This window comes from Neptunomonas japonica JAMM 1380, assembly GCF_016592555.1.
Classification (GTDB): domain Bacteria; phylum Pseudomonadota; class Gammaproteobacteria; order Pseudomonadales; family Balneatricaceae; genus Neptunomonas; species Neptunomonas japonica_A.
On sequence record NZ_AP014546.1, the window covers coordinates 1496494 to 1517621 of the forward strand.

23 protein-coding genes are annotated in these 21128 nt (G+C 45.9%); 10 read left to right on the forward strand and 13 right to left on the reverse strand.

The features are described 5' to 3' along the window. Positions 1 to 16 precede the first annotated feature (16 nt). The 12 genes from phnK to NEJAP_RS06850 form a co-directional block, all read right to left on the reverse strand. Positions 17 to 793: a phosphonate C-P lyase system protein PhnK gene (phnK, locus tag NEJAP_RS06795; protein ID WP_201349895.1), complete on the reverse strand. Its 777-nt coding sequence runs from the start codon at positions 791 to 793 to the stop codon at positions 17 to 19. Next, positions 793 to 1671 carry an alpha-D-ribose 1-methylphosphonate 5-phosphate C-P-lyase PhnJ gene (locus NEJAP_RS06800; protein WP_201349896.1) on the reverse strand — a complete coding sequence of 293 codons (879 nt, stop codon included), beginning with the start codon at positions 1669 to 1671 and terminating at the stop codon, positions 793 to 795. The genes phnK and NEJAP_RS06800 overlap by 1 nt, the downstream gene beginning before the upstream one ends. After that, positions 1668 to 2792, reverse strand: a complete 1125-nt coding sequence (locus NEJAP_RS06805; protein ID WP_201349897.1) for a carbon-phosphorus lyase complex subunit PhnI — start codon at positions 2790 to 2792, stop codon at positions 1668 to 1670. Before NEJAP_RS06805 ends, NEJAP_RS06800 begins: the two co-directional genes overlap by 4 nt. Position 2793: 1 nt before the next feature. Further along, positions 2794 to 3450 carry a phosphonate C-P lyase system protein PhnH gene (gene phnH, locus NEJAP_RS06810; protein ID WP_201349898.1) on the reverse strand — a complete coding sequence of 219 codons (657 nt, stop codon included), beginning with the start codon at positions 3448 to 3450 and terminating at the stop codon, positions 2794 to 2796. A 2-nt stretch (positions 3451 to 3452) separates the two neighbouring features. Next, complete coding sequence (gene phnG, locus NEJAP_RS06815) at positions 3453 to 3938, reverse strand: phosphonate C-P lyase system protein PhnG (protein WP_201349899.1); 486 nt, start codon at positions 3936 to 3938, stop codon at positions 3453 to 3455. 3 nt (positions 3939 to 3941) lie between these two features. Next, the gene (locus tag NEJAP_RS06820) at positions 3942 to 4631 is read right to left on the reverse strand and encodes a GntR family transcriptional regulator (protein WP_201349900.1); all 690 of its coding nucleotides are present in this window, start codon (positions 4629 to 4631) and stop codon (positions 3942 to 3944) included. 36 nt (positions 4632 to 4667) lie between these two features. Continuing rightward, entirely contained in the window at positions 4668 to 5456 is a 789-nt protein-coding gene (gene phnE / locus NEJAP_RS06825; RefSeq protein ID WP_201349901.1) for a phosphonate ABC transporter, permease protein PhnE, read from the reverse strand. Positions 5457 to 5535: 79 nt separating this feature from the next. Then, the gene (gene phnD / locus NEJAP_RS06830) at positions 5536 to 6552 is read right to left on the reverse strand and encodes a phosphonate ABC transporter substrate-binding protein (RefSeq protein ID WP_201349902.1); all 1017 of its coding nucleotides are present in this window, start codon (positions 6550 to 6552) and stop codon (positions 5536 to 5538) included. A 28-nt stretch (positions 6553 to 6580) separates the two neighbouring features. After that, a complete protein-coding gene (phnC, locus tag NEJAP_RS06835; protein WP_201349903.1) occupies positions 6581 to 7408 on the reverse strand; it encodes a phosphonate ABC transporter ATP-binding protein in 828 nt (275 codons plus the stop codon). 158 nt (positions 7409 to 7566) lie between these two features. Then, positions 7567 to 9084: an alanine/glycine:cation symporter family protein gene (locus NEJAP_RS06840; protein ID WP_201349904.1), complete on the reverse strand. Its 1518-nt coding sequence runs from the start codon at positions 9082 to 9084 to the stop codon at positions 7567 to 7569. Positions 9085 to 9266: 182 nt separating this feature from the next. Further along, entirely contained in the window at positions 9267 to 9812 is a 546-nt protein-coding gene (locus NEJAP_RS06845; RefSeq protein ID WP_201349905.1) for a hydrolase, read from the reverse strand. A 62-nt stretch (positions 9813 to 9874) separates the two neighbouring features. Further along, a complete protein-coding gene (locus NEJAP_RS06850) occupies positions 9875 to 11080 on the reverse strand; it encodes a Bcr/CflA family multidrug efflux MFS transporter (RefSeq protein WP_201349906.1) in 1206 nt (401 codons plus the stop codon). 330 nt (positions 11081 to 11410) lie between these two features. Here NEJAP_RS06850 and paaN point away from each other — a divergent pair, with 330 nt between their 5' ends. The 5 genes from paaN (at position 11411) to NEJAP_RS06875 (ending at position 16659) form a co-directional block, all read left to right on the forward strand. Next, complete coding sequence (gene paaN / locus NEJAP_RS06855; protein ID WP_201349907.1) at positions 11411 to 13099, forward strand: phenylacetic acid degradation protein PaaN; 1689 nt, start codon at positions 11411 to 11413, stop codon at positions 13097 to 13099. A gap of 51 nt (positions 13100 to 13150) precedes the next feature. Then, positions 13151 to 13936 carry an enoyl-CoA hydratase-related protein gene (locus NEJAP_RS06860; protein WP_201349908.1) on the forward strand — a complete coding sequence of 262 codons (786 nt, stop codon included), beginning with the start codon at positions 13151 to 13153 and terminating at the stop codon, positions 13934 to 13936. Between the two features lie 15 nt (positions 13937 to 13951). Next, a complete protein-coding gene (locus NEJAP_RS06865) occupies positions 13952 to 14695 on the forward strand; it encodes an SDR family oxidoreductase (RefSeq protein WP_201349909.1) in 744 nt (247 codons plus the stop codon). A gap of 273 nt (positions 14696 to 14968) precedes the next feature. Beyond that, a complete protein-coding gene (locus NEJAP_RS06870) occupies positions 14969 to 15640 on the forward strand; it encodes an HAD-IIIA family hydrolase (RefSeq protein WP_236591096.1) in 672 nt (223 codons plus the stop codon). Next, the gene (locus NEJAP_RS06875) at positions 15637 to 16659 is read left to right on the forward strand and encodes a S49 family peptidase (RefSeq protein WP_419197846.1); all 1023 of its coding nucleotides are present in this window, start codon (positions 15637 to 15639) and stop codon (positions 16657 to 16659) included. Before NEJAP_RS06870 ends, NEJAP_RS06875 begins: the two co-directional genes overlap by 4 nt. A gap of 75 nt (positions 16660 to 16734) precedes the next feature. On the opposite strand, the gene NEJAP_RS06880 is transcribed toward NEJAP_RS06875, so the two are convergent. After that, on the reverse strand, positions 16735 to 17313 hold the full coding sequence (locus NEJAP_RS06880) for a Maf family protein (protein ID WP_201349911.1): 579 nt from the start codon (positions 17311 to 17313) through the stop codon (positions 16735 to 16737). A gap of 212 nt (positions 17314 to 17525) precedes the next feature. Between NEJAP_RS06880 and NEJAP_RS06885 the strand changes: the two genes are divergently transcribed. The 5 genes from NEJAP_RS06885 to fabG all read left to right on the forward strand — a co-directional run bounded on the left by NEJAP_RS06885 (position 17526) and on the right by fabG (position 20985). Then, positions 17526 to 17957, forward strand: a complete 432-nt coding sequence (locus NEJAP_RS06885; protein WP_236591097.1) for a YceD family protein — start codon at positions 17526 to 17528, stop codon at positions 17955 to 17957. An 18-nt stretch (positions 17958 to 17975) separates the two neighbouring features. Then, complete coding sequence (rpmF, locus tag NEJAP_RS06890) at positions 17976 to 18155, forward strand: 50S ribosomal protein L32 (protein WP_028470082.1); 180 nt, start codon at positions 17976 to 17978, stop codon at positions 18153 to 18155. A gap of 5 nt (positions 18156 to 18160) precedes the next feature. Beyond that, positions 18161 to 19195 carry a phosphate acyltransferase PlsX gene (plsX, locus tag NEJAP_RS06895; protein ID WP_201349913.1) on the forward strand — a complete coding sequence of 345 codons (1035 nt, stop codon included), beginning with the start codon at positions 18161 to 18163 and terminating at the stop codon, positions 19193 to 19195. A 95-nt stretch (positions 19196 to 19290) separates the two neighbouring features. Then, the gene (fabD, locus tag NEJAP_RS06900; protein ID WP_201349914.1) at positions 19291 to 20223 is read left to right on the forward strand and encodes an ACP S-malonyltransferase; all 933 of its coding nucleotides are present in this window, start codon (positions 19291 to 19293) and stop codon (positions 20221 to 20223) included. A gap of 18 nt (positions 20224 to 20241) precedes the next feature. Continuing rightward, the gene (gene fabG / locus NEJAP_RS06905; RefSeq protein WP_201349915.1) at positions 20242 to 20985 is read left to right on the forward strand and encodes a 3-oxoacyl-ACP reductase FabG; all 744 of its coding nucleotides are present in this window, start codon (positions 20242 to 20244) and stop codon (positions 20983 to 20985) included. Positions 20986 to 21128: the final 143 nt, after the last annotated feature.

Genomic DNA, 21128 nt, shown 5'->3' on the forward strand with positions numbered 1-21128 from the left:
GTTTTGTCCTGTGAGGTTAAGGCGTCAGCACTGAGGAGACCAACAGTTGGGTGTAAGGATGTTGTGGGTCATCTAGTACCTGATCAGTTAGACCGGTTTCGACGATTTTCCCGTTACGCATGACAACTAAGCGCTGTGCCAGTAAACGTGCGACGGCTAAGTCATGAGTGACAATGACCACTGCAAGATTCAGGTCTGTCACCAGAGTCCGAAGCAGATCAAGAATGCGTGCTTGCACAGAAACATCCAGGCCGCCGGTTGGTTCATCCATAAATACCAAACGAGGATGAGTTACCAGATTGCGGGCAATCTGTAAGCGTTGCTGCATGCCGCCCGAATAGGTGCTGGGTTTGTCATCAATACGGCTGACATCCAGTTCGACATCTTCCATCCAGCGCATACCTTCTGTGCGGATATTGCCATAATGACGCTGGCCAACAGCCATCAGGCGCTCGCCAATGTTGGCTCCTGCTGAAACGCCCATGCGTAAACCGTCACGCGCATGCTGATGGACGACTCCCCATTCAGTGCGTAATAAGCGGCGACGCTCTGATTCCGATAATGCATATAGATTCAGCCAATCACCGTCAGCATTGCGGTAGAGCACTTCACCTGCGTTGGGTTCAAGCCTTGCCGATAAGCTGGTTAATAGTGTTGATTTCCCCGACCCAGATTCACCAACGATACCGAGTACTTCACCGGGGTGCAGGTCAAAGCTGATCTCTTCGCAGCCTTTACCGGGTGCGTAGAGTTTAGATAGATTATTAACGCGTAATAGGGGTTCGTACGGCATCACTGAGCCTCCGTTAAAGAGTGGGTGGCCGCGTCAAGTGGTCCGCGTTCACGACAAAAATCGGTATCGGAGCAGATATAACTTCGTGTGCCCATATCATCCATAATCACTTCATCAAGGAAGCTGTTTTCTGAGCCACAGATGGCGCAAGACTCATCCCATTGTTGTATCTCGAAGGGATGATCCTCGAAGTCGAGGCTTTTAACATCGGTGTATGGCGGAATCGCATAGATACGTTTTTCACGTCCGGCGCCAAATAGCTGTAATGCCGGCATCTGATGCATTTTGGGGTTGTCGAATTTAGGGATAGGTGACGGGTCCGTAATGTAGCGTCCGTTGACCATTACTGGATAGGCATAGGTGGTGGCGATATGGCCAAAGTGCGCGATATCTTCATATAGCTTAACGTGCATCACGCCGTAATCTTCTAGTGCATGCATCTTACGGGTTTCGACTTCACTGGGTTCGATAAAACGAAGTGGCTCAGGAATTGGAACCTGATAGATGAGGATTTGATCTTCGTGCAGTGCCGCCTCAGGAATACGATGACGGGTCTGAATAAGTGACGCCTCTATGGTTTTTTCTGTCGTTTCTACGCCGGTGAGATCCTTGAAAAAAGCGCGGATACTCACAGCATTAGTAGTGTCATCCGCTCCTTGGTCAATAACCTTAAGAATGTCGTCTGCACCGATCACTGCTGCAGTGACCTGCATGCCACCGGTTCCCCAGCCGTAAGGCATCGGCATTTCACGACCACCAAAAGGAACCTGATAACCGGGGATAGCCACCGCTTTTAGTAACGCCCGACGAATCATGCGTTTAGATTGTTCATCGAGATATGCGAAATTGTAGCCATCTCGAATCTTTGAAGCACTCATGCGCAGTTCTCCTGAGGTGCTGTGGATAGGTTTTCTGCTGCTGTTGAGTTTTCTTTTCGCAGGCGTCTGAGTAGTTCCAGTTCTGCCTGAAAATCAACGTAGTGGGGGAGTTTAAGGTGGGACACAAAGCCGGATGCTTCGACGTTATCGCAATGTGATAGGACAAACTCTTCTTGCTGAGCTGGAGAGATGCGTTCTTCATCATATTTTTCGGCCTGCAAGGCACGATCAACCAGCGCCATGGCCAGCGTTTTTCGCTCGCTCTGGCCAAAAGCCAGACCGTAACCCCGAGTGAATTTAACTTCTCCCTCTTCTAACTTGCTGAAGCCGTTGATCATCTCGCATTCGGTCACCTGAATCGTGCCGATATCGATAGTGAAGCCCAGCTCATCCGGAGTGACGGCGACCTCGACCTCACCGGTTCTTATCTCTCCAGCAAAGGGGTGATTGCGACCGTAACCGCGTTGTGTTGAATAACCAAGGGCTAATAGAAAACCTTCGTCACCACGCACCAGCGATTGTAAACGCGCACTGCGGTTACATGGATAGGTAGGCGGATCTTGGGTAATATCCGTGGGAGTCGATTGATCGTCAGGCTCTTCTACTAATAAACCTTCCCGTTCCAGCATTTTCAGAACACGCGTCATCGGCTCTTGTTCTTCTGCACCTTCAGCTACTGGTTCAGAACGGGGAGTCTCGTCAGTTGCTGTGCCTTCGGCGAGTAGCTTGAAATCGAGTAATCGGTGTGTGTAATCAAAGGTAGATCCCAGTACCTGGCCACCTGGCAGATCTTTAAAGGTGGCAGAGATACGGCGCTCGACTTGCATCTCTGTGGTATTAATCGCTTCACTGGTATAGAAGCGGCTGAGCGTGGTGCGATAGGCCCGAAGTAGAAAGATAGCTTCAACTAAGTCACCTGCGGATTGTTTAATCGCCAGCGCCGCCAGTTCACGATCATAGATCGATCCTTCAGTCATGACGCGATCAACCGCAAGAGCTAACTGCTGGCTAATCTGTTCTACTGACAAGGCTGTAATTGACGTATCGCCGCGACGGCGTTTTGCTAATAACTGGTGGGCATTGGTGATGGCTTTTTCGCCACCTTTTACGGCTACATACATCTTAAACCACCTCGACGTGAGTCGTTCTGGGGATGCAAACGAGTGACTGCTCTGTTGCAAAGATCATATCGACACCCAGTGGAAATGAATCCGGACGTTCAACCAGATAATCGATAAGCAGGTCTGTCATATCTGAAATATGGACATATCGCTCTTGTGCTATCCCTGGCCCCGATAGCTTCAATGTCGTGTTTTTATGATGAGATCTATTCTTTACATGTTGATCAGCTACGTGATCGGTTGTTTGATTTCTTGGCATCTCAGCAAGTGAATTTATTTGCAAAATCAACGTACAGCTGATTTCTGGATACTCACTGCTGCCTTTAGAAAAGTCTCCCATATCACTGATTTCATTAGGGTAGGCGATAGCAAACAGCGCAGCGTTCTGGGTGTTGGCAATCGGCATGCCGGTATGGAAGTGAAGGTTGTGCTTGATTTCTGTAGTGCTGAGCTCTGGGGATAACCACAGAGGTGTTTGCTGATCCAATAATGCATGGCAGATAGCAAAGGTGCTGCTATACAAGTGCGCTAAAGGCTCAGGCGATGTGATATTAACAATCACTCCCGGCTCACTCATCGCTTTTAGAAGCTTGCGAAATACCACTTGGCTATCATTAATCGGATTCACCAAACCTTTAATAATTGTTGGCGCATTCATGCTTAGTCTTCGCCCCGTACCAGTGTGAAAAAATTAACTTTAGTTGCTGATGTTTCAGCGGTTTTCTGCTGTTGTAAATGCTGTAGCTGATTTTCCAAAGGACGAACAACCTGTTCATTGATAAGTGTGGAGTTGCTATCCGTCTGCAACACAGCGTCTAGTTGCGCTGCTCGTAACGCATGAGCTTTGTCACGCCCGGCGATATAGCTATAGCCATAATGGCCGGCTGTTGAGCGGACTACACATCGGGTGATCGTCATGTCTCCCAGATTAAAAGGAGAACCGGTGCCGCCCATACGGGCGCGTACTTGAGTTAGGCCAATTTCAGGCGCACGAATAGTTTCAAACTGGCTTTCATCGATTAAGTTGTCTGATAAAGCATGCAGTAACTGGCTGCAGGATTTAGCCATGGTAGACATCCAGTGTTGCCGATTACTCAATTGATCATTCACAGTATTATTTCGCTCTTTAATAGATGCTTGTTCCATGGTTTAGGGTTCCACGCTGTATTCAAAAATATCGCTACGTGTGATGCTGATGGAATATTCCATCAGCTGTTGATTATCTTTTAAGACGTATTGTGAGTGGATCTCCATGACCGGAACCCCTCTGCCTATACCTAACTGTTGGCATTCATCAAACGTGGGCATACGGGCGCTCAATTTTGTGTTGCCACGCTCTGCATCAAATTGGTAGTGATTTCGAAGAAATTGATGTAAAGAGCCTGAGGTGTATTTTTCTAGGGTATCTAGGTCTACGTTAAACAGGTGATGCTTAATCAGGGAGGCAGGTTTATCATCAATATATCGACGGGTTTTTAGGATAACCGCTGTTGTAGGCGCTAGATTTAATCGTTCAATGACCTTCGGGCTTAGCGCCTCTTCTGAGTAACCGAGCACCTCAGTTTCAAGAGATAAACCTATTTTTGAGAGGTTGTAGGTAAAGCATGAATTACTATGCAAAGAATAATCAATCGGTGTTCTTACCACTTGATTTCCTAATCCTTGAAAACGCTTGATCAAGCCATCCTGAACCAGTTCGTCAACAGCCCGTCGCAGTGTATGCCGGTTGACATTGAAACGGTCTGCTAGCTGTTTTTCAGATGGTAAGAGGTCGCCAGATTCGTATTGGTCGCGAATTTCGTCTCTTAGCTGTGTTGCAATTTTTAAGTAAACGGCCATGGCTCTGTTGTCTATACAAGTTTCAAGGATAAAAAATCAGATAAAGGCTTTGCGTAGCTGTTGGGAGATCAGATCAATTAAAGTTACACAAATAATAATGACGACCATCACGGCGCAGGTTTGCTGAAACTGAAATCCACGCAGGCTTTCCCACAAGATCACTCCAATGCCGCCCGCGCCGACCATGCCGACAACCGTGGCTGAACGGACATTGGACTCAAAGCGGTACAGGGAATAAGAGATCCATAACGGCAATACTTGGGGAATCACACCGTAAAGAATTTCTTCCAGTTTGTTTGCGCCGGTGGATCTAACTCCTTCAGCAGGGCGAGGGTCTATGGCTTCAACAGCTTCTGAAAATAGCTTGGCGAGTACCCCCGTGGTGTGGATAAATAACGCCATCACTCCAGCAAAAGGACCAAGCCCGACAGCCACTACAAACAACATAGCAAACACCATCTCGTTGATCGCTCGTGTTGCATCCATCAGGCGGCGGGTGGGTTGGTAAAGCCACATGGGTGCTAGGTTTTCTGCGCTCATCAATCCCAGAGGAATGGCGCAAATGATCGATAAAACTGTTCCCCATAAAGCGATATGAACGGTTATTACCATCTCATCGATGTAGTAGCTCAGGTCTTTAAAGTTCGGTGGGAAAAAGTCACCGCCAAACTCAAGCATGTTGCCTGCATCGTTGATAAGCAGCATTGGGTTCATTTCAGCTGATCCCCAGCCCCAGCTTAGCATCAGGAGTAAAATTCCCCAGCTTAGGGTTGCCATCCAGTTAAAAGGTGACTTTGGAATTGTGCTGACCGTTAATGTTGTCATGAAGTCATTCCGTACATAGAAAGACAGCTTCAAGTGAGTTATGTCACCTGAAGCCATGTTAATGAGTTAACTGGAGGAATTAGTTAGCTGAAGCTGCAGCTATTGCACTCATACGGCGATTCAATTCAGACAGTTGGTTATCAATTTTTTGTACTTTCTGCGCTTTGTCTTCATTGCTCATATCTGAAGCATTAATTAGTTTGATACGATTCTTGAAGAGTACCAACTGGCGGATAGGCAGCAATTGATCATCACTAGAAGCTTTAAAGGGAGCCCACTGTAATGCTTTCAGTGTATTCAACTCCGCGACCACGTTAGTTTTTCCATAGGTCATGAAGAAGTTATAGATTTCACTTTTGGTTTCTTCCGGAAGGTTTTTGCGCCATACGATTGGATCAGAAGGAATCAGGGGTGATTTCCAGATAATTTTCACGTTATTTGCTTTCTCAGGGTTGAGTAGCTGAATTCGTGCTAAGGTTTCTGTATTGTTTGTTGCCACATCTACTTGGCCATTGGCTACGGCAAGAATGTTGGATTCGTGGTTAGCATTGGTTATGCGTTTAAAGGCTTTTTTGGGATCAACATCGTTTTTAGCAAACACATAGTAGCCTGGTACTAAAAAGCCTGAAGTTGAGTTAGGGTCGCCGTTACCAAAGGCCAGTTCACTACTGTATTTCAGCATATCGTCAACATTGTTGATCTTGTCATTGTTCTTGTTAGCAAGTAACAAACTCCAATAGCCAGGGTTGCCGGATACATCAACCGTTTGAGCGAAAATCTGGCCACCTGCGCGATCTACAGCTTCCATCGCTGATTTGTTACCCAACCAAGCGACATCGACTTTATTAAAGCGCATAGCCTGAATAATACCGGCGTAGTCAGAAGCAAAGAATGGTTTAATCTTCACTCCCATCTGTTCTGACATATCTTTAAGGAAAGGAACCCAGACAGTTTTTAGGTTCTGCGAGGATTCGGTGGAAATGATGCCAAAGTTAAGCGCTTTAATCTCTTCAGCTTGAGCAAGCGTTACGCCCGACAGCGCTGAGGTTAATGCTAGGCCCGTCGCTAGTTTAGAAAATAGTTTTTTCAGTTTCATCAGTTGGGTTCTCGTTGATGGAGTTTAGTTAAGCAGGAGTTAGTTCAAAGCTAGGTGACAGCTGATCATTGGATACGGCGTCCGGCCGCTGATTCTGCTGTTGGGTTCCATATAACTGGGTCAGTTGTACTCTACTCAATTCGTTGATTCGACCATCGAAGAATATTTCTCCCTGGCGCAGTGCAACGGCACGCTGGCAGTATTTTTGTGCGTAATCGACCTGATGCAATGTGACTACAACGGTAATGCCATCTTTAATGTTAATGTCTTGAAGAATCTCCATCACTTGACGTGATGACTCAGGGTCTAAAGATGCGATAGGCTCGTCTGCCAGAATGATTTCGGCTTTCTGCATTAAAGCTCGTGCAATAGCGACACGTTGCTGTTGGCCACCAGAAAGTTGTGACGCACGTTGTAAAGCAAATTCACGTAAGCCAACGCGATCAAGAGCATTGAGTGCTTCTTGTTTTTCGGCATCAGTAAACCAGCCAAGCAGGCTGCGATAGGTCGGTACACGACTCAAGCCGCCAATTAATACGTTGGTTAATACGCTCAAGCGGCTGATAAGGTTGAACTGCTGAAAGACGTTACCGATACGTGCTCGAGAACGGCGAATATCTTTATGTAGTTTGCCTTGTAGCTGAATAGGCGTATCGAATACAGATACGCTAGAAGGTGTTTTTTTATCAGCTAATGTAAGGCCAGAGATGTGCCGCATCAGGGTTGATTTTCCTGAACCGGAAGGACCGATAAGAGCAACCATATCACCCTGATCAATACACAGGTCAATACCTTTAAGCGCGTAGTTGTTTTTTGAAAATGATTTTTTTACGCCCGATATAGTAATTATCGACATGGAGTATTCCTCTTTTTTGTTAGAGAAATATTAGAAGTGATATGTGACAGACCAGTTATCTAGACATGTCAGAAATATGAAGAATCTGTGGTAATTAGATGACAGGAGAAATGAAAAAGCCACTCTAAGAGAGCGGCTTTTATGGGAAGGGTTAGATATTAAGCAATATCTTTTTCACGTGCTTTTTCTTGAGAGTTAGCATAACGCTTCGCCCAGAAGTCAGCACCTTTAATTCCCAGTTTCTCTGGGTTGAAAGTGTAGGTTTTGACGCCTGCTTTGCGCTGTGCTTCGTAATCTTTTAACGCTTTTATTGCGGGTTTTGAGATGAAGAATATGATCAAAATACCAACAATGTTCAGCCATGCCATCAAGCCAACACCGACATCGCCAAGACCCCATGCAAGGTTTGCAGTTTTAACAGTTCCGTAGAAAGTTGCCGTTAGCAATACAAACTTAAGTAAGAAATTGAAACCAGGTAACTTAAGTGTACGTTTTAGGTAAGCAAGGTTGGTTTCTGCAATGTAGTAATAAGCAAGAATAGTGGTGAATGAGAAGAAGAATAGAGCCAGTGCGATAAATGGCTTACCTACGCCTGGTAGTACTTGTTCAACAGCAGTTTGCGTGTAAGCAGGGCTGTTAGCCGCGATATCTGCAGCTAAGTTCTGAACGAGGAAAATACCTTCGCCTGCACCGTGTACGTTATAAGCGCCTGTGATTAGAATCATGAATGCAGTTGCAGAACAAACAAACAGCGTATCAATATAAACAGAGAACGCCTGCACTAAACCTTGTTGTGCTGGGTGCTCAACCTCAGCCGCTGCTGCTGCGTGAGGGCCGGTACCTTGTCCTGCTTCGTTTGAGTAAACGCCACGTTTAACGCCCCAGCCTATCGCAGCGCCCATGCCGGCCATTGGTGTGAATGCATCAGCAAAAATCATGCTGATAACATCAGGTAGCTGTTCTAAGTTAAGTGCAATAACTGAACAAGCAATAACGATGTAAGCCAGTGCCATGAATGGAACAACAACCTGAGTGAAGTTAGCAATACGTTTTACACCACCGAAGATGATGAAGCTAAGCACCAGTACAATACTGATAGCCGCTATAATTTTGGTAAGGCTCAGATCACCCATTGAAGTGCTGACCATACCGCCTGAACCGAATGCTAGTTCTGCTGCGTTGCCAATACCGTTAGACTGTACACCTGGCAGCATCACGCCACAGGCTAGAATAGTTGCAATAGCAAAAATCCATGCAAACCATTTTTGGCCCATCGCTTTTTCAAAATAAAATGCCGGACCACCGCGGTACTGACCTTCGTGTTCTTCTTTATAAATCTGCCCTAATGCAGACTCTGTATAAGCCGTAGCTGCGCCAAGAAAAGCAACAACCCACATCCAAAACACAGCACCCGGACCACCAAAACCAATGGCCGCTGCTACACCTGCTATGTTACCGGTACCAACACGCCCTGAAAGCGATACAGCTAGGGCTTGAAAAGAGGAAATTCCTTTGTCGGAGCTGCTGCCAGAAAATAGCAAACGCCACATTTCGCCGAACATGCGTACTTGGACAAAGCGAGTAAGAATTGAGTAGAACAAGCCTGCACCAAGGCACAGATAGATAAGAGCTGGGCTCCAGATGATTCCATTTACAGAATCGATAATTGATTGCATATACACTAGTCTCCAGGGAGTTTTCGTTTTTCACGTTATTAGAATTATCGGCGGAAATTTTATAGAGTTATGCTTGGTGATTTTTTCTGTTATGCGTCTGATATCAGACGAAAGTATGGGTTTTCGGGGCGTTTCGAGAGTTTTTTTCTGTTAAGGGCAGGGTGGTTCTGCCCCTATGGGGTCTAGCGTAGATATTCTTTGCTGATGCGCTTGAATGTCTCTGTCCCTGATTTTTGCATCCACTCAAAAGCGACCATCTCACGAGTTACAATATGTATGCCGCAAGAACGCATTCTTTCTAGCGCGTATAACTTATCGTTGGGATTGCGGGAGGATACACAGTCTGCCACAACATAAACTTCTAGTCCTTGTTGCTTTAACTGAATAGCTGTTTGCATAACACAGACATGTGATTCCATTCCAATAACAATAATCTGTTCAAGGTTGCTATCGTGAATCATTTTGTGACAAGAGGGCTCTGACATACAGGAAAAATGTGTTTTTTCCATGTACTTATCTTTTGGTAAAACCTCTCTTAATTCATCGATGGTATGGCCTATGCCCTGAGGATATTGCTCGGAAGTTATGATAGTGATACCGAGTATGCTGGCTATTTCAATTAACCATTTGCTGTTTTGGATCAGCACCTCTTTTTCATGAATAGCGGGAGCTAATTTTTCTTGGATATCGACAACTAATAAGCAGGATTTTTGAGGGTGAATCAGCATGCTTTTCTCCTTATTGATTGCGTTCAGGGTAATCCCTTGAGAGTGACTTTGCCAAGTATGTTTTATCTCTGAGCTGCAGTGTTTATTGATATGGGTTTAATGATAATTAGATAGCTGAGGAAAGCCAGCGTGCCCATCAAGGCAATGCTGGCCGCCATAATAGTAGGGGTGCCTGTATGGCTATGACCAACAATTAAGCCGACAACAGCGGCAATGGCAGACTGTGTGAAACCTAATAATGCCGATGCTGTGCCTGCCATCTTAGAAAATGGCCCCATTGCTCCAGCCATTGCCTGTGGCATCACCATACCTACGGCCATCATAAAAAACACCTGGCAACCAATTACCCAGTACAAGTGATGTAGTTCAAGTAAAGACGCTGCCAGCATTGATATGCCTGCACTTGAGGCTAGCAGAGTACCTATAACTAGCATTTTGTTAATGCCATAGCGGGATCCTAAGCGCTGACTTAGCTGAGTGCCAACCATGTAGCCAAGGACGACTGCTGTGAAATAAAAACCGTAGTTCGCTTCAGGGACGCCAAAAAAATCAATCAACACAAAAGATGACCCGGAGAGAAATGAAAACAGTCCGGAAAATGTAAAGCTGCAGCACAGTGTATAGCCAAGAAAAATCCGGCTGCGAAGTAGTTCACCGTAATTTCTCATAATAATTAGAGGGTTTAGGCTGTTCACATTTTCTGGTTGTAGTGATTCCTGAATTTTGAACGTGATGATTAATGTAACGATAGCTCCGTAAGCGCCAAGGAATATAAAGATGGCACTCCAATTAAACACGAAGAGCATATAGCCTCCAATGATCGGGGCGATAGCGGGTGCCAGTGCCATAATGGTACCCATCATGGACAATACGCGGGCAGACTGTGTAGGGCCATAGATATCTCTAATCATGGTGCGGCCTAATACTGGCCCACCACATGCTCCTAATGCCTGCAAAAAGCGAAACACAATAAGTTCTTCGATGGTTGTTGCTGTAGCGCAGCCAAAAGATGCAGTAGTAAAGAGCGCTAAGCCTGCAAGAAGAATAGATTTTCGACCAAAACGGTCTGCCAGTGGTCCGTAAACAAGCTGTGCAACAGCAAACCCTGCAAAGAAAATGGATAAGGTGATCTGTACTTGATCAATTGATGCATTTAGCTCTGTTGTTAATCTGGGCAACGAAGGTAAGTACATATCTGTTGAAAGTGGCCCAAGAGCAACAATGGAGGCAAGAACCAGTATGGTTGCCAGGGAGGTAGGTAAAAACATCAAGATTCCTTTCGCGGGTATAGGGCCTGACTTTACCTAATATTGGGTGCGCCGAATAGGTTATAAATTGGAAAAAGATAGTTGCAGAAATGAAAAAAGGCGGATTAGGTCCGCCATGAATTCGTGCTATCGGGCAGAATTAATTAACAATTTATTTTACGTATATGCACAGTGTTGCGACAAATAAATCGAAAAAAATAGGTTATAGCAATTCTTCAAGAGATACAATATTTATAACTAAAGACATGCTTTATGTATCATAAACTTTGGTGTATGGTCTCTCTATATGTAAAGAACAGCACCTTCACCGAATAACGACAGAGAATCCTCATGAGCCATGCGATGACGCCCCAGCTTGCTGCATTAGTCACCAAGCACGAAAGCACACTAAACGCTGCCCTGAATGCCATTAAAACCCGCGATTACTGGACGCCTTACCCAGAAAATCCGAGCCCACGTGCGTATGGCGAAACCGCCAATGCGGACGGTGAAGCCGCCTTTAAAAGCTACCTAAACCAGAGCTTTGCATTGGAGATGCCGGGTATTGTTGGTGAAGCCGGTGCTGAAGTCTCCCCGTATGGTATTGATCTGAACGTTAAATACCCGCTGGTCGATTTGGACCAATTACTACCGGCCATGCAGGATGCACGTAAAGCCTGGCGTGATGTGGGCCCTCAAGGGCGTGCAGCCATCTGTTTAGAAATACTGGAGCGTATCAATAAGCGCAGCTTTGAAATTGGCTACGCGGTGATGCACACCTCAGGACAGGGTTTTATGATGGCTTTTCAGGCGGGTGGCCCTCACGCACAAGACCGTGGTCTTGAAGCGGTGGCTTACGGCTACACAGCGATGATGCATACACCGCAAAGTGCTGTGTGGACAAAACCACAAGGAAAGCACGACCCATTAGTTCTAAATAAAACCTTCACAACCGTTGGGCGGGGTATCGGTTTAGTGATTGGTTGTTCAACCTTCCCTACGTGGAATACCTATCCTGGCATGTTTGCCGACCTCATCACCGGTAACCCGGTGGTGGTTAAGCCACACCCTGCGGCTATCTTGCCGGCGGCGATCAGTGTGAAAATTGCACAAGACGTACTAACAGAAAACGGTTTGCCAGCGCATATCGTATCGATGGTCATCGACGAAGATGGCAGCAAACCTGCCACAGCAGAATTGGCCACACGGGAAGAGATCAAACTGATCGACTTCACCGGCAACACGCCGTTTGGTAACTGGTTAGAAAGCAACTGCACACAAGCACAGGTGTATACCGAAAAAGCCGGCGTTAATACCATTGTTATTGACTCCACTGACGACTACAAAGGCATGCTGCGTAACCTTGCTTTTACCTTGAGTCTCTATTCAGGCCAGATGTGTACCACCCCACAAGACATCTTTGTAAGCAAAGATGGCATTGAAACAGACCTCGGTCACAAAACGTTTGATGACGTGGCAGGCGATCTCGCGACCGCGGTGAGCAAGTTCTTATCAGATCCTGAGCGTGCTGCGATGGTGCTGGGTGCTATCCAAGCCCCCGTCACGGCAGAGCGCATTGAAAACAGCGTGACCTTGGGCACGGTCTTGCGTGAATCAGAAACCTTAGTACATCCACACTTCCCGAATGCACGCGTACGTTCACCGCTGTTGATGAGCATTGATGCAGATAAAGCGGACACGTACATGCAAGAACTGTTTGGTCCGATTAGCTTTGTCGTAAAAACGGACAGCACCGCACACTCGATTGCCTTGGCGACCGATGCAGTTAAACAGCACGGTGCGATTACTTTAGGTTGCTATACGCATAATGAGCATATTCAAGAACAGGTAGAAGAAGCGGCAATTGATGGGGGCGTAGCGTTGAGCAGCAACCTCACTGGTGGCGTATTCGTAAACCAGAGCGCAGCGTATAGTGATTTTCATGCCACGGGTTGTAACCCGGCAGCGAATGCGTGTTTGTCAGATTTAGCGTATGTCGCGAATCGTTTTCGTGTAGTGCAGAGCCGTCGCCACGCGTAGAGCGTTTGGGTTGGAGTGCATTCTGGATTAGCTGCGGTAAAGGGTATAAATATGAGTTACGAAACAGTATTGGTTGAGGTAAAGGAGGGTGTTGGTGTTATTACCTTAAATCGTCCTAAGGTAATGAATGCCTTAAATCAGACCTTAACTCGAGAGTTGGGTGAGGTGATTGATGTCTTGGAAAATGCAGAAGAGGTTGGCTGTATCATCATAACTGGTGGTGATAAGGTGTTTGCAGCAGGTGCTGATATTAATGAGATGAAAGACCTGACGTTCCCTCAGTTGTATATGGCGAATTTCCCCTATATTCAGCGTGATTGCTGGCGTGCAATAGATGAGGCTCGCAAGCCTATTATTGCAGCAGTAGCGGGTTTTGCATTGGGTGGCGGTTGTGAAATGGTCATGGCTTGCGATTTTATTATTGCTGGCGAGACTGCGAAATTTGGCCAGCCTGAAGTAACTATTGGTACTATTCCAGGTGCCGGAGGAACTCAGCGTTTGACCAAGGCTGTAGGTAAAGCTAAAGCAATGGAGATGTGCCTTAGTGGGCGTATGATGGATGCAGCAGAAGCTGAGCGTAGTGGGCTGGTATCACGAATTGTTCCAGTAGAAGAGTTGGCTGAAACGGCTTTTAAAACGGCACGAAAAATCGCTTCTAACTCTCGTCCTGTTGTTTACATGGTAAAAGAGTCGGTCAATATGGCGGTAGATGCGTCATTGCGTGATGGTCTTGCATTTGAGCGTCGTAACTTTGCATCTTCCTTTGCATTTGAAGATTGCAAAGAAGGTATGACGGCATTTGCTGAAAAGCGTAAGCCGGATTTTAAGCATCGTTAACGGAGAGTGTTGTTCATGCTGAAGGGCAAGAAGGTTTGGATTACCGGTGCCAGTTCAGGCATCGGTGAAGCTACGGCAAGGCGCCTGGCTAGCGAAGGCGTTTCTTTGGTGTTGAGCGCTCGCCGCGAAGAGCGCTTAGCTTCACTAGCGGATGAGTTGCGTTTGCTGGGGGTTACCGTAAATGTAGAACCTGTGGATGTCTCTGATCGTGCTGGTATGGCTGTTGTAGGCGAGAAGCTTGCGGCTGCTGGCGGTGTTGATATTTTAATCAACAATGCCGGCACCATGCCTATTAGCCCAATATTGGCAGGACGCCTTGATGAATGGGAGCAGATGATAGACGTTAATATTAAAGGTGTACTTTACGCTATTCATGCGGTTTATTCTGGCATGGCTGAACGTGAAAATGGCCATATTGTTAACATTAGTTCTATTGCGGCTCGCCAAACCTACCCAAGCGCTGGGGTATATGCTGGAACCAAGCATGCTGTTCGTGCTATTTCAGATACCTTGCGTAAAGAGGCCATTCGTTATGGTGTAAGGGTAACGGATATTCAGCCAGGTGCAGTTGCTACGGAGCTGCCTGATAGCATTAGGCATGAGAAAATTCGTGACGCGGTAAAGGCTAATATGTACGCAGAGGGTTCAGAAATTCTAAAGCCTGAGGATATAGCGAATGCTATTTTTTATGCAATAACGCAGCCTGATTACATCGATGTGAGTGAGTTGCATATTCGCCCGGTTATTCAAGAAAGCTAGTTATGTCGTGATGCCCACCTATTTGCAAGGGGGACAAGTGAGGCTTGCTTAAGTCTATTGTTCCTCTTTTTTTGTTTTCTTCTTTAAAATCATTTTTTTAGCTTTAATTCCCTCGCTTTCGGCAGGCTTGTGCTATTGTCAAAATCTGACCCACAGAAATTGAACATGAACAACTAATGTCGGTCATACTGGCGTAGTGTCACCGCCTTAGATGAAGAGTCTTTCATTGTGAACTCAGCGATCGAAGCTTTTTGATTTATTACAGCTAGTAGGATGGCTATTGTGTATTCGTTACTTATTTTTGACTGGGATGGGACGGTAATAGATTCGACCGCCCGGATTGTGTCCAGTATGCAATCTGCTGCAAGGGATTTGGGTTTAAGACATTTGCAGGATCATGAAGCTAGGGAAATTATTGGGTTAGGTCTTCCTGAAGCAATTCAGGCATTGTATCCAGATATTGATAGCGAGTTGTTAGTGTCGATGCGTGAGCGCTATGTCTATCATTATATGGAGGGAGATAGTACACCCACATCGCTATTTCCGGGTGTGCAGAAAACGCTGGAGAGCCTGCATAAGAAAGGTTATCGGCTAGCAGTTGCTACAGGGAAAAGCCGACAAGGCCTAGATCGAGTGTTAGCGGATACTGGACTTGGGTGGTTGTTTGAGGTCACTCGTTGTGCAGATGAGACGACATCGAAACCGCATCCTCATATGTTGGAAGAGATTTTGGCGCAAAGTGGGGTCTCAAGTGATAATGCTGTGATGATTGGCGATACTGAATTTGATCTAAAAATGGGTGTCCAGGCAGGAATGGCTACAATCGCTGTGAGCTATGGCGCGCATCATATTGATCGCTTGAAACAATATAAGCCAGTTCTAGAGATGTATGCCTTTCCAGAGTTAGAGGCGTGGTTAGATTTGCAATCAGGAGAAGCAGTGTGAGCGAGAACGAAAATCATTGGGATGAAAAAAAGGACGAGGGCTTGGATCGAGTGTTAGAAAAAGCCGCGAGTAAAAGCAGTAATAAAGAGTGGAAACTTATTGAAAAAATGCTCAATGGTTTGTTTGTTGAGCAGCGACGAGCAAGGCGTTGGGGGATCTTTTTTAAAGGACTTCTTTTTGCCTACTTGATTGCTATTTTGGGGATTTATTTTTCGAGCACATCTTTTACTACAGATTTAACAGGTGATAAGGCTGAGCATACCGCTGTTATTGAGATTGCAGGGCCTATATCAGCTCAAGAAGCAGCCAATGCCGATAGTATTATCTGGTCTTTACGTGATGCATTTAAAGCGGAAAGTGCTAAAGCTATTATTTTGCGTATTAATAGCCCCGGTGGCAGTCCTGTTCAGTCTGGTTATGTCTATGATGAAATTAAGCGTTTGCGGCTGTTGTACCCAGATAAACCCGTTTATGCCGTCATAATGGATATAGGTGCTTCTGGTGCTTATTATATAGCCGCCGCCGCAGATGAGATTTATGCAGATAAAGCGAGTTTAGTTGGTTCTATCGGTGTTATTTCTGGTGGTTTTGGGTTTGTTGATTTGATGGGTAAGGTGGGTGTGGAGCGCCGTGCGATGACGGCAGGTAAGAATAAAGGCTTCCTTGATCCATTCAGCCCGATGAAGGATAGCGATAAAGTATTTTGGCAGTCCGTGCTTAATACTACGCATATGCAGTTTATTGATCAGGTAAAAAAAGGCCGTGGTGATAAATTGGTAGATGAGCCAGACCTGTTTACAGGTTTGGTATGGACCGGAGAACAGGCGGTAGCAAAAGGTCTTATCGATGGTTTGGGCAGTGCTAGTTATGTTGCGCGTGAAATAGTGGGACAAGAGAAGTTGGTTGATTACTCTTCTCAAATGTCGCCATTAGATCAGGTAATTGAGAAATTCGGCGTATCTTTCGGTAAAACAATAGCGGCGCAGCTGGGTTTTGAAGGCGGATATTCGTTGCGTTAAAGTGTTAATAAAGGGTTATCTATGATAGCCCTTTATTCTTTGCTCTATATACGTAAAGGTGGGGCTATATGTTTGTTATATCGCGTTGATGTTAATATTGTTTAACATCGAAATTAGTCTTATAAGCGGTAAGCCGACAAGCGCGTTAGGATCCTCGCCCTCCAGTTTTTCAAATAGTGCTATCCCTAATCCTTCTGATTTAAAACTGCCGGCGCAATCTAGCGGACTTTCCTTGTCTATATAATTTTCAATCATTTGGGCTGTGAGTTCGCGAAAATGAACATAAAAGGGGATTACTTCTGTCTGGGCGTGGTTGTTGAGCGTATCTAATGTGCATAAGCCTGTCAGGAATGTAACGCGCTGCCCCGATGCTTGCTGTAGTTGTTTTCTGGCGTTTTCTTTTGTACCGGGTTTGCCAAGGATGAGGTTGTTGAGTACCGCGACTTGGTCTGAGCCTATAATGACACTACCCGGGTGTTGGACTGCGACAGCGCGGGCTTTTTCTGCAGCAAGGCGCATGACTAATTGTGTGGCGCTTTCGTCCGTATAGGGGCTTTCATCGATATCAGGGCTATGGCAGCTATAAGGCAGTTGTAGCTTGTCCAAAAGGATGCGTCGATAGGGTGAGCTGGAGGCTAAAACCAGAGGTTGCATGTTTCTTTTCCTTAAAGGCTTATGTATTGATGTGCAAACGCGTAAAATAGTAACCGTTTTTTAAGAACGAAACTTTATTTTCCTTTGACAGGAGGGCCGCTGGGCCCTAGAATTGCGCGCTTATGTCGTACGGTAACTTACCGAAAATAGTTGATCCGCGAAAGCTTGCTGAGCGGGAAGTCCGAATTACCGGTCAGGCTAGTGTAAAAGAGATGCCTCGAGTAGGGTCCTATCTATGTACAGATAGTGATGTTATTGATGTTGATCTTCTTTTTTCGCTGGATGAACGCAGAATTCGTATTATAACAGGTGATGCTAAAGGTCGTGTTCACATGACTTGTCAGCGTTGTTTGGAAGCGGTCCAAGTCGATGTCCAGGCTGAGTTCAATCTGGCAATCGCGTTCAATGAGGAGAAGGCAAAGCAGCTGCCTCGCTATTATGATCCATTGATCGTTGAGGACGAAGAGATCGAACTATTGCACGTCATTGAGGAGGAGTTGATTCTCAGTCTGCCATTAGTTCCATACCACACAGACTGTAGTATTCAAACCCAATTCGGTGATGCGGATATGGCTGAAAAGCCGGAAAATGAAAAACCGAACCCGTTTAAAGTATTGGCCCAGTTGAAGGCCAATAAGAAATGATTTAGGAGTTAACTCACCATGGCAGTACAGAAAAACAAAAAGTCTCGTTCACGTCGTGATATGCGCCGTTCACACGATGCTTTGACTGGTCCGACTTTGTCTGTAGACGCAACGACAGGTGAGACTCACCGTCGTCACCAAGTGACAGCTGACGGTTTCTACCGTGGTCGTCAGGTTGTAAATCAAGATAGCGAATAATTTCGTTGTCGAATCGCGTCACTCTCTCGGTTGATGCGATGGGTGGGGACTTTGGTCCCCACGCGATCCTTCCAGCATCTCTTTTTGCTTTAGAGCGTCATCCATATCTGACAATTTTGCTTATAGGTGAAATTGAACAGTTAGAGTCTCTTCTCGCAGCTCGACGCGTTACTGATTCCGTGAGGTCTCGGTTGAAAATCTTGCCGTCTGGTCAGTCGGTATCTATGGATGATAAGCCGTCATCAGCAATTAGACATCGACAAGACTCTTCAATGTCTCTTGCTGTAAAAGCAGTGGCTGAAAATCAAGCAGACGCATGTGTTAGTGCAGGTAATACCGGTGCTCTTATGGCATTTGGGCGCTTGGTGCTAAGGATGCTGCCAGGAATTGACAGGCCTGCCATTATTGCTTCAGTTCCCACGTTGAGTGGTCACTGCTATATGCTGGACTTAGGTGCCAATGTTGATTGCAGCGCTGAGCATTTGTTGCAGTTTGCGATAATGAGTAGTGTGATGGTTGAGGCTGTTGATAACAATGCCGGGCCCACGGTTGGTTTGCTGAATGTTGGCGAAGAGGCTATCAAGGGTAATGAGCAAGTGCGGCTCGCAAACAAGCTTCTTTGTGAGCAGCCGGGTCTGAATTATATCGGTTATGTTGAGGGTAATGATGTCTTTGCTGGTAAGGCGGATATTGTTGTGTGCGATGGTTTTGTAGGTAATGTTACACTCAAAAGTAGTGAAGGTTTGGCGCGTTTGATTTCTAATCGTGTTCGTCAGAGCTTTTCTCGTACCTTGTATCGGCGCTGTTTAGCTCTACTGGCTCGTCCCGTATTGAAAGAGATGCAAGCGCAGATGGATCCTTCTCGTTTAAACGGCGCGACGCTTCTTGGGTTGCAAGGTATCGTTATGAAAAGTCATGGCAGCGCTGATCAAAAATGTTTTGGTTATGCATTGGATCGTGCTATTGCAGAGGTTTTGCAAAACGTACCTGATAAAATAAGTGAGCGCTTGTCAGGATACTTGCCTTCAGTAGGTGATTAGAGCGTTCTAATTCTGTCGCAATATTGTAAACTACACATCTTTTTAGCATAACAGGCTTATGCTGTTTATCAGATTTTTGCGAGTTGAGGACATTTATGTCGCAGTCTTTTGCTTTTGTTTTTCCTGGGCAGGGTTCCCAGCAAGTCGGTATGTTGGCTGCGTTAGCTGCTGAAAACCCAATTATTCAAAATACATATTCTGAAGCGTCAGCCGTATTAGGCTATGACTTGTGGGATCTTGTACAAAATGGTCCTGAAGCAGATCTTAATCAAACGGACAAAACACAGCCTGCATTGCTGGTGTCGGGTGTTGCGTTATGGCGTTTATGGCTCGAAAAGGGCGGCGCTAAGCCTGCGATAATGGCTGGTCATAGCTTAGGTGAATATACAGCGCTTGTTTGCGCTGGAGCTATCAATTTCGCTGATGCTGTCAATCTAGTTAAATTGCGCGGTGAATATATGCAGGAAGCAGTGCCAGCGGGTACGGGTGCTATGGCTGCTATTCTGGGTTTGGCTGATGATGCAATTAAGTCAAGCTGTCAGCAGGCGGCACAAGGACAGGTTGTTTCTCCGGTGAATTACAACTGCCCTGGGCAAGTTGTTATTGCTGGCGAAAAAGATGCTGTGGAAAGGGCTATTACAGCGTGTAAAGAAGCGGGCGCTAAACGTGCCATTCCTTTGCCTGTTAGTGTGCCTTCTCATTGTTCTCTGATGAAACCTGCTGCGGATAAATTAGCGCAAACATTAGCAGGTATTACTATTTCAATGCCTGAAATACCTGTGGTACAAAATGTTGCAGCATCTTTGCCTGAGAGCGTTGAGCAGTTAGCTGAAAACTTGTTAGCTCAGTTGTATAGTCCTGTCTTGTGGACGAATAGTGTGCAGACCATGGTTGATCAAGGTGTAGATACGACTATTGAATGTGGTCCAGGCAAGGTACTATCTGGATTAAATAAAAAAATTCACAAGCCGTTAGTGGTTAAAGCAATAAATGATCCGGCAGGGTTAGATGTTGCGTTAGCGCTGTAACAAATAAGGAAGGTTGTGATGAGTATTGAAGGTAAAATTGCCCTTGTTACAGGTGCGACACGCGGTATTGGTAAAGCTATCGCGTTAGAGCTTGGTCGTCAGGGTGCTATTGTTGTCGGTACGGCAACCAGTGACTCAGGTGCGGGATCTATTAGTGGTTATCTCTCTGAGGCTGGTATAGCGGGTAAAGGGCTAACATTGGATGTTTCGTCGGCTGAATCGGTTGAGGCTGTTATTAAGGCGATTCAGGACGAATTTGGTGCCGTGGCTATTTTAGTTAATAATGCCGGTATTACTCGTGATAACATCATGCTTCGCATGAAAGAAGACGAATGGGATTCCGTATTAAATACAAACCTGACGTCGGTCTATCGTGTGGTAAAAGGTTGCCTGAGAGGTATGACAAAAGCACGCTGGGGGCGTATTATCAGCGTCAGCTCGGTAGTTGCTTCAATGGGCAATGCTGGCCAAGCTAACTATGCTGCTGCGAAATCAGGCATGGAAGGTTTTACACGAGCGCTTGCACGTGAAATTGGTTCGCGTAATATTACGGTCAACTGTGTTGCACCCGGATTTATTGATACGGATATGACCAGTGGACTACCAGAAGAACAGAAAGCTGCTTTGCAGTCTCAGATTCCTATGAATCGTCTGGGACGCCCTGAAGAGATTGCATCTGTAGTAGGATTCCTTGCAAGTGATGGGGGAGCGTACGTTACAGGCGAGTCAATCCAGGTAAATGGCGGCATGTACATGAGTTAAATCAGCGTATTTGCTTTTAGGAATTGTTTTTCTTGGCAATTTGTTGATAATTGGCCGTCAGCCGAAACGAATTTAAACTACCTGCTTGCTATGTATAGGTGGGTTCTAATAAAATCACGATTTCATACCTTCGGTGTGAAGGG

Bases quoted from the DNA above. Each gene is read 5' to 3' on its own strand.
- phnK (WP_201349895.1), bottom strand. From the start codon at position 793: ATGCCGTACGAACCCCTATTACGCGTTAATAATCTATCTAAACTCTAC.
- NEJAP_RS06800 (WP_201349896.1), bottom strand. From the start codon at position 1,671: ATGAGTGCTTCAAAGATTCGAGATGGCTACAATTTCGCATATCTCGAT.
- NEJAP_RS06805 (WP_201349897.1), bottom strand. From the start codon at position 2,792: ATGTATGTAGCCGTAAAAGGTGGCGAAAAAGCCATCACCAATGCCCAC.
- phnH (WP_201349898.1), bottom strand. From the start codon at position 3,450: ATGAATGCGCCAACAATTATTAAAGGTTTGGTGAATCCGATTAATGAT.
- phnG (WP_201349899.1), bottom strand. From the start codon at position 3,938: ATGGAACAAGCATCTATTAAAGAGCGAAATAATACTGTGAATGATCAA.
- NEJAP_RS06820 (WP_201349900.1), bottom strand. From the start codon at position 4,631: ATGGCCGTTTACTTAAAAATTGCAACACAGCTAAGAGACGAAATTCGC.
- phnE (WP_201349901.1), bottom strand. From the start codon at position 5,456: ATGACAACATTAACGGTCAGCACAATTCCAAAGTCACCTTTTAACTGG.
- phnD (WP_201349902.1), bottom strand. From the start codon at position 6,552: ATGAAACTGAAAAAACTATTTTCTAAACTAGCGACGGGCCTAGCATTA.
- phnC (WP_201349903.1), bottom strand. From the start codon at position 7,408: ATGTCGATAATTACTATATCGGGCGTAAAAAAATCATTTTCAAAAAAC.
- NEJAP_RS06840 (WP_201349904.1), bottom strand. From the start codon at position 9,084: ATGCAATCAATTATCGATTCTGTAAATGGAATCATCTGGAGCCCAGCT.
- NEJAP_RS06845 (WP_201349905.1), bottom strand. From the start codon at position 9,812: ATGCTGATTCACCCTCAAAAATCCTGCTTATTAGTTGTCGATATCCAA.
- NEJAP_RS06850 (WP_201349906.1), bottom strand. From the start codon at position 11,080: ATGTTTTTACCTACCTCCCTGGCAACCATACTGGTTCTTGCCTCCATT.
- paaN (WP_201349907.1), top strand. From the start codon at position 11,411: ATGAGCCATGCGATGACGCCCCAGCTTGCTGCATTAGTCACCAAGCAC.
- NEJAP_RS06860 (WP_201349908.1), top strand. From the start codon at position 13,151: ATGAGTTACGAAACAGTATTGGTTGAGGTAAAGGAGGGTGTTGGTGTT.
- NEJAP_RS06865 (WP_201349909.1), top strand. From the start codon at position 13,952: ATGCTGAAGGGCAAGAAGGTTTGGATTACCGGTGCCAGTTCAGGCATC.
- NEJAP_RS06870 (WP_236591096.1), top strand. From the start codon at position 14,969: ATGGCTATTGTGTATTCGTTACTTATTTTTGACTGGGATGGGACGGTA.
- NEJAP_RS06880 (WP_201349911.1), bottom strand. From the start codon at position 17,313: ATGCAACCTCTGGTTTTAGCCTCCAGCTCACCCTATCGACGCATCCTT.
- NEJAP_RS06885 (WP_236591097.1), top strand. From the start codon at position 17,526: ATGCCTCGAGTAGGGTCCTATCTATGTACAGATAGTGATGTTATTGAT.
- rpmF (WP_028470082.1), top strand. From the start codon at position 17,976: ATGGCAGTACAGAAAAACAAAAAGTCTCGTTCACGTCGTGATATGCGC.
- fabD (WP_201349914.1), top strand. From the start codon at position 19,291: ATGTCGCAGTCTTTTGCTTTTGTTTTTCCTGGGCAGGGTTCCCAGCAA.
- fabG (WP_201349915.1), top strand. From the start codon at position 20,242: ATGAGTATTGAAGGTAAAATTGCCCTTGTTACAGGTGCGACACGCGGT.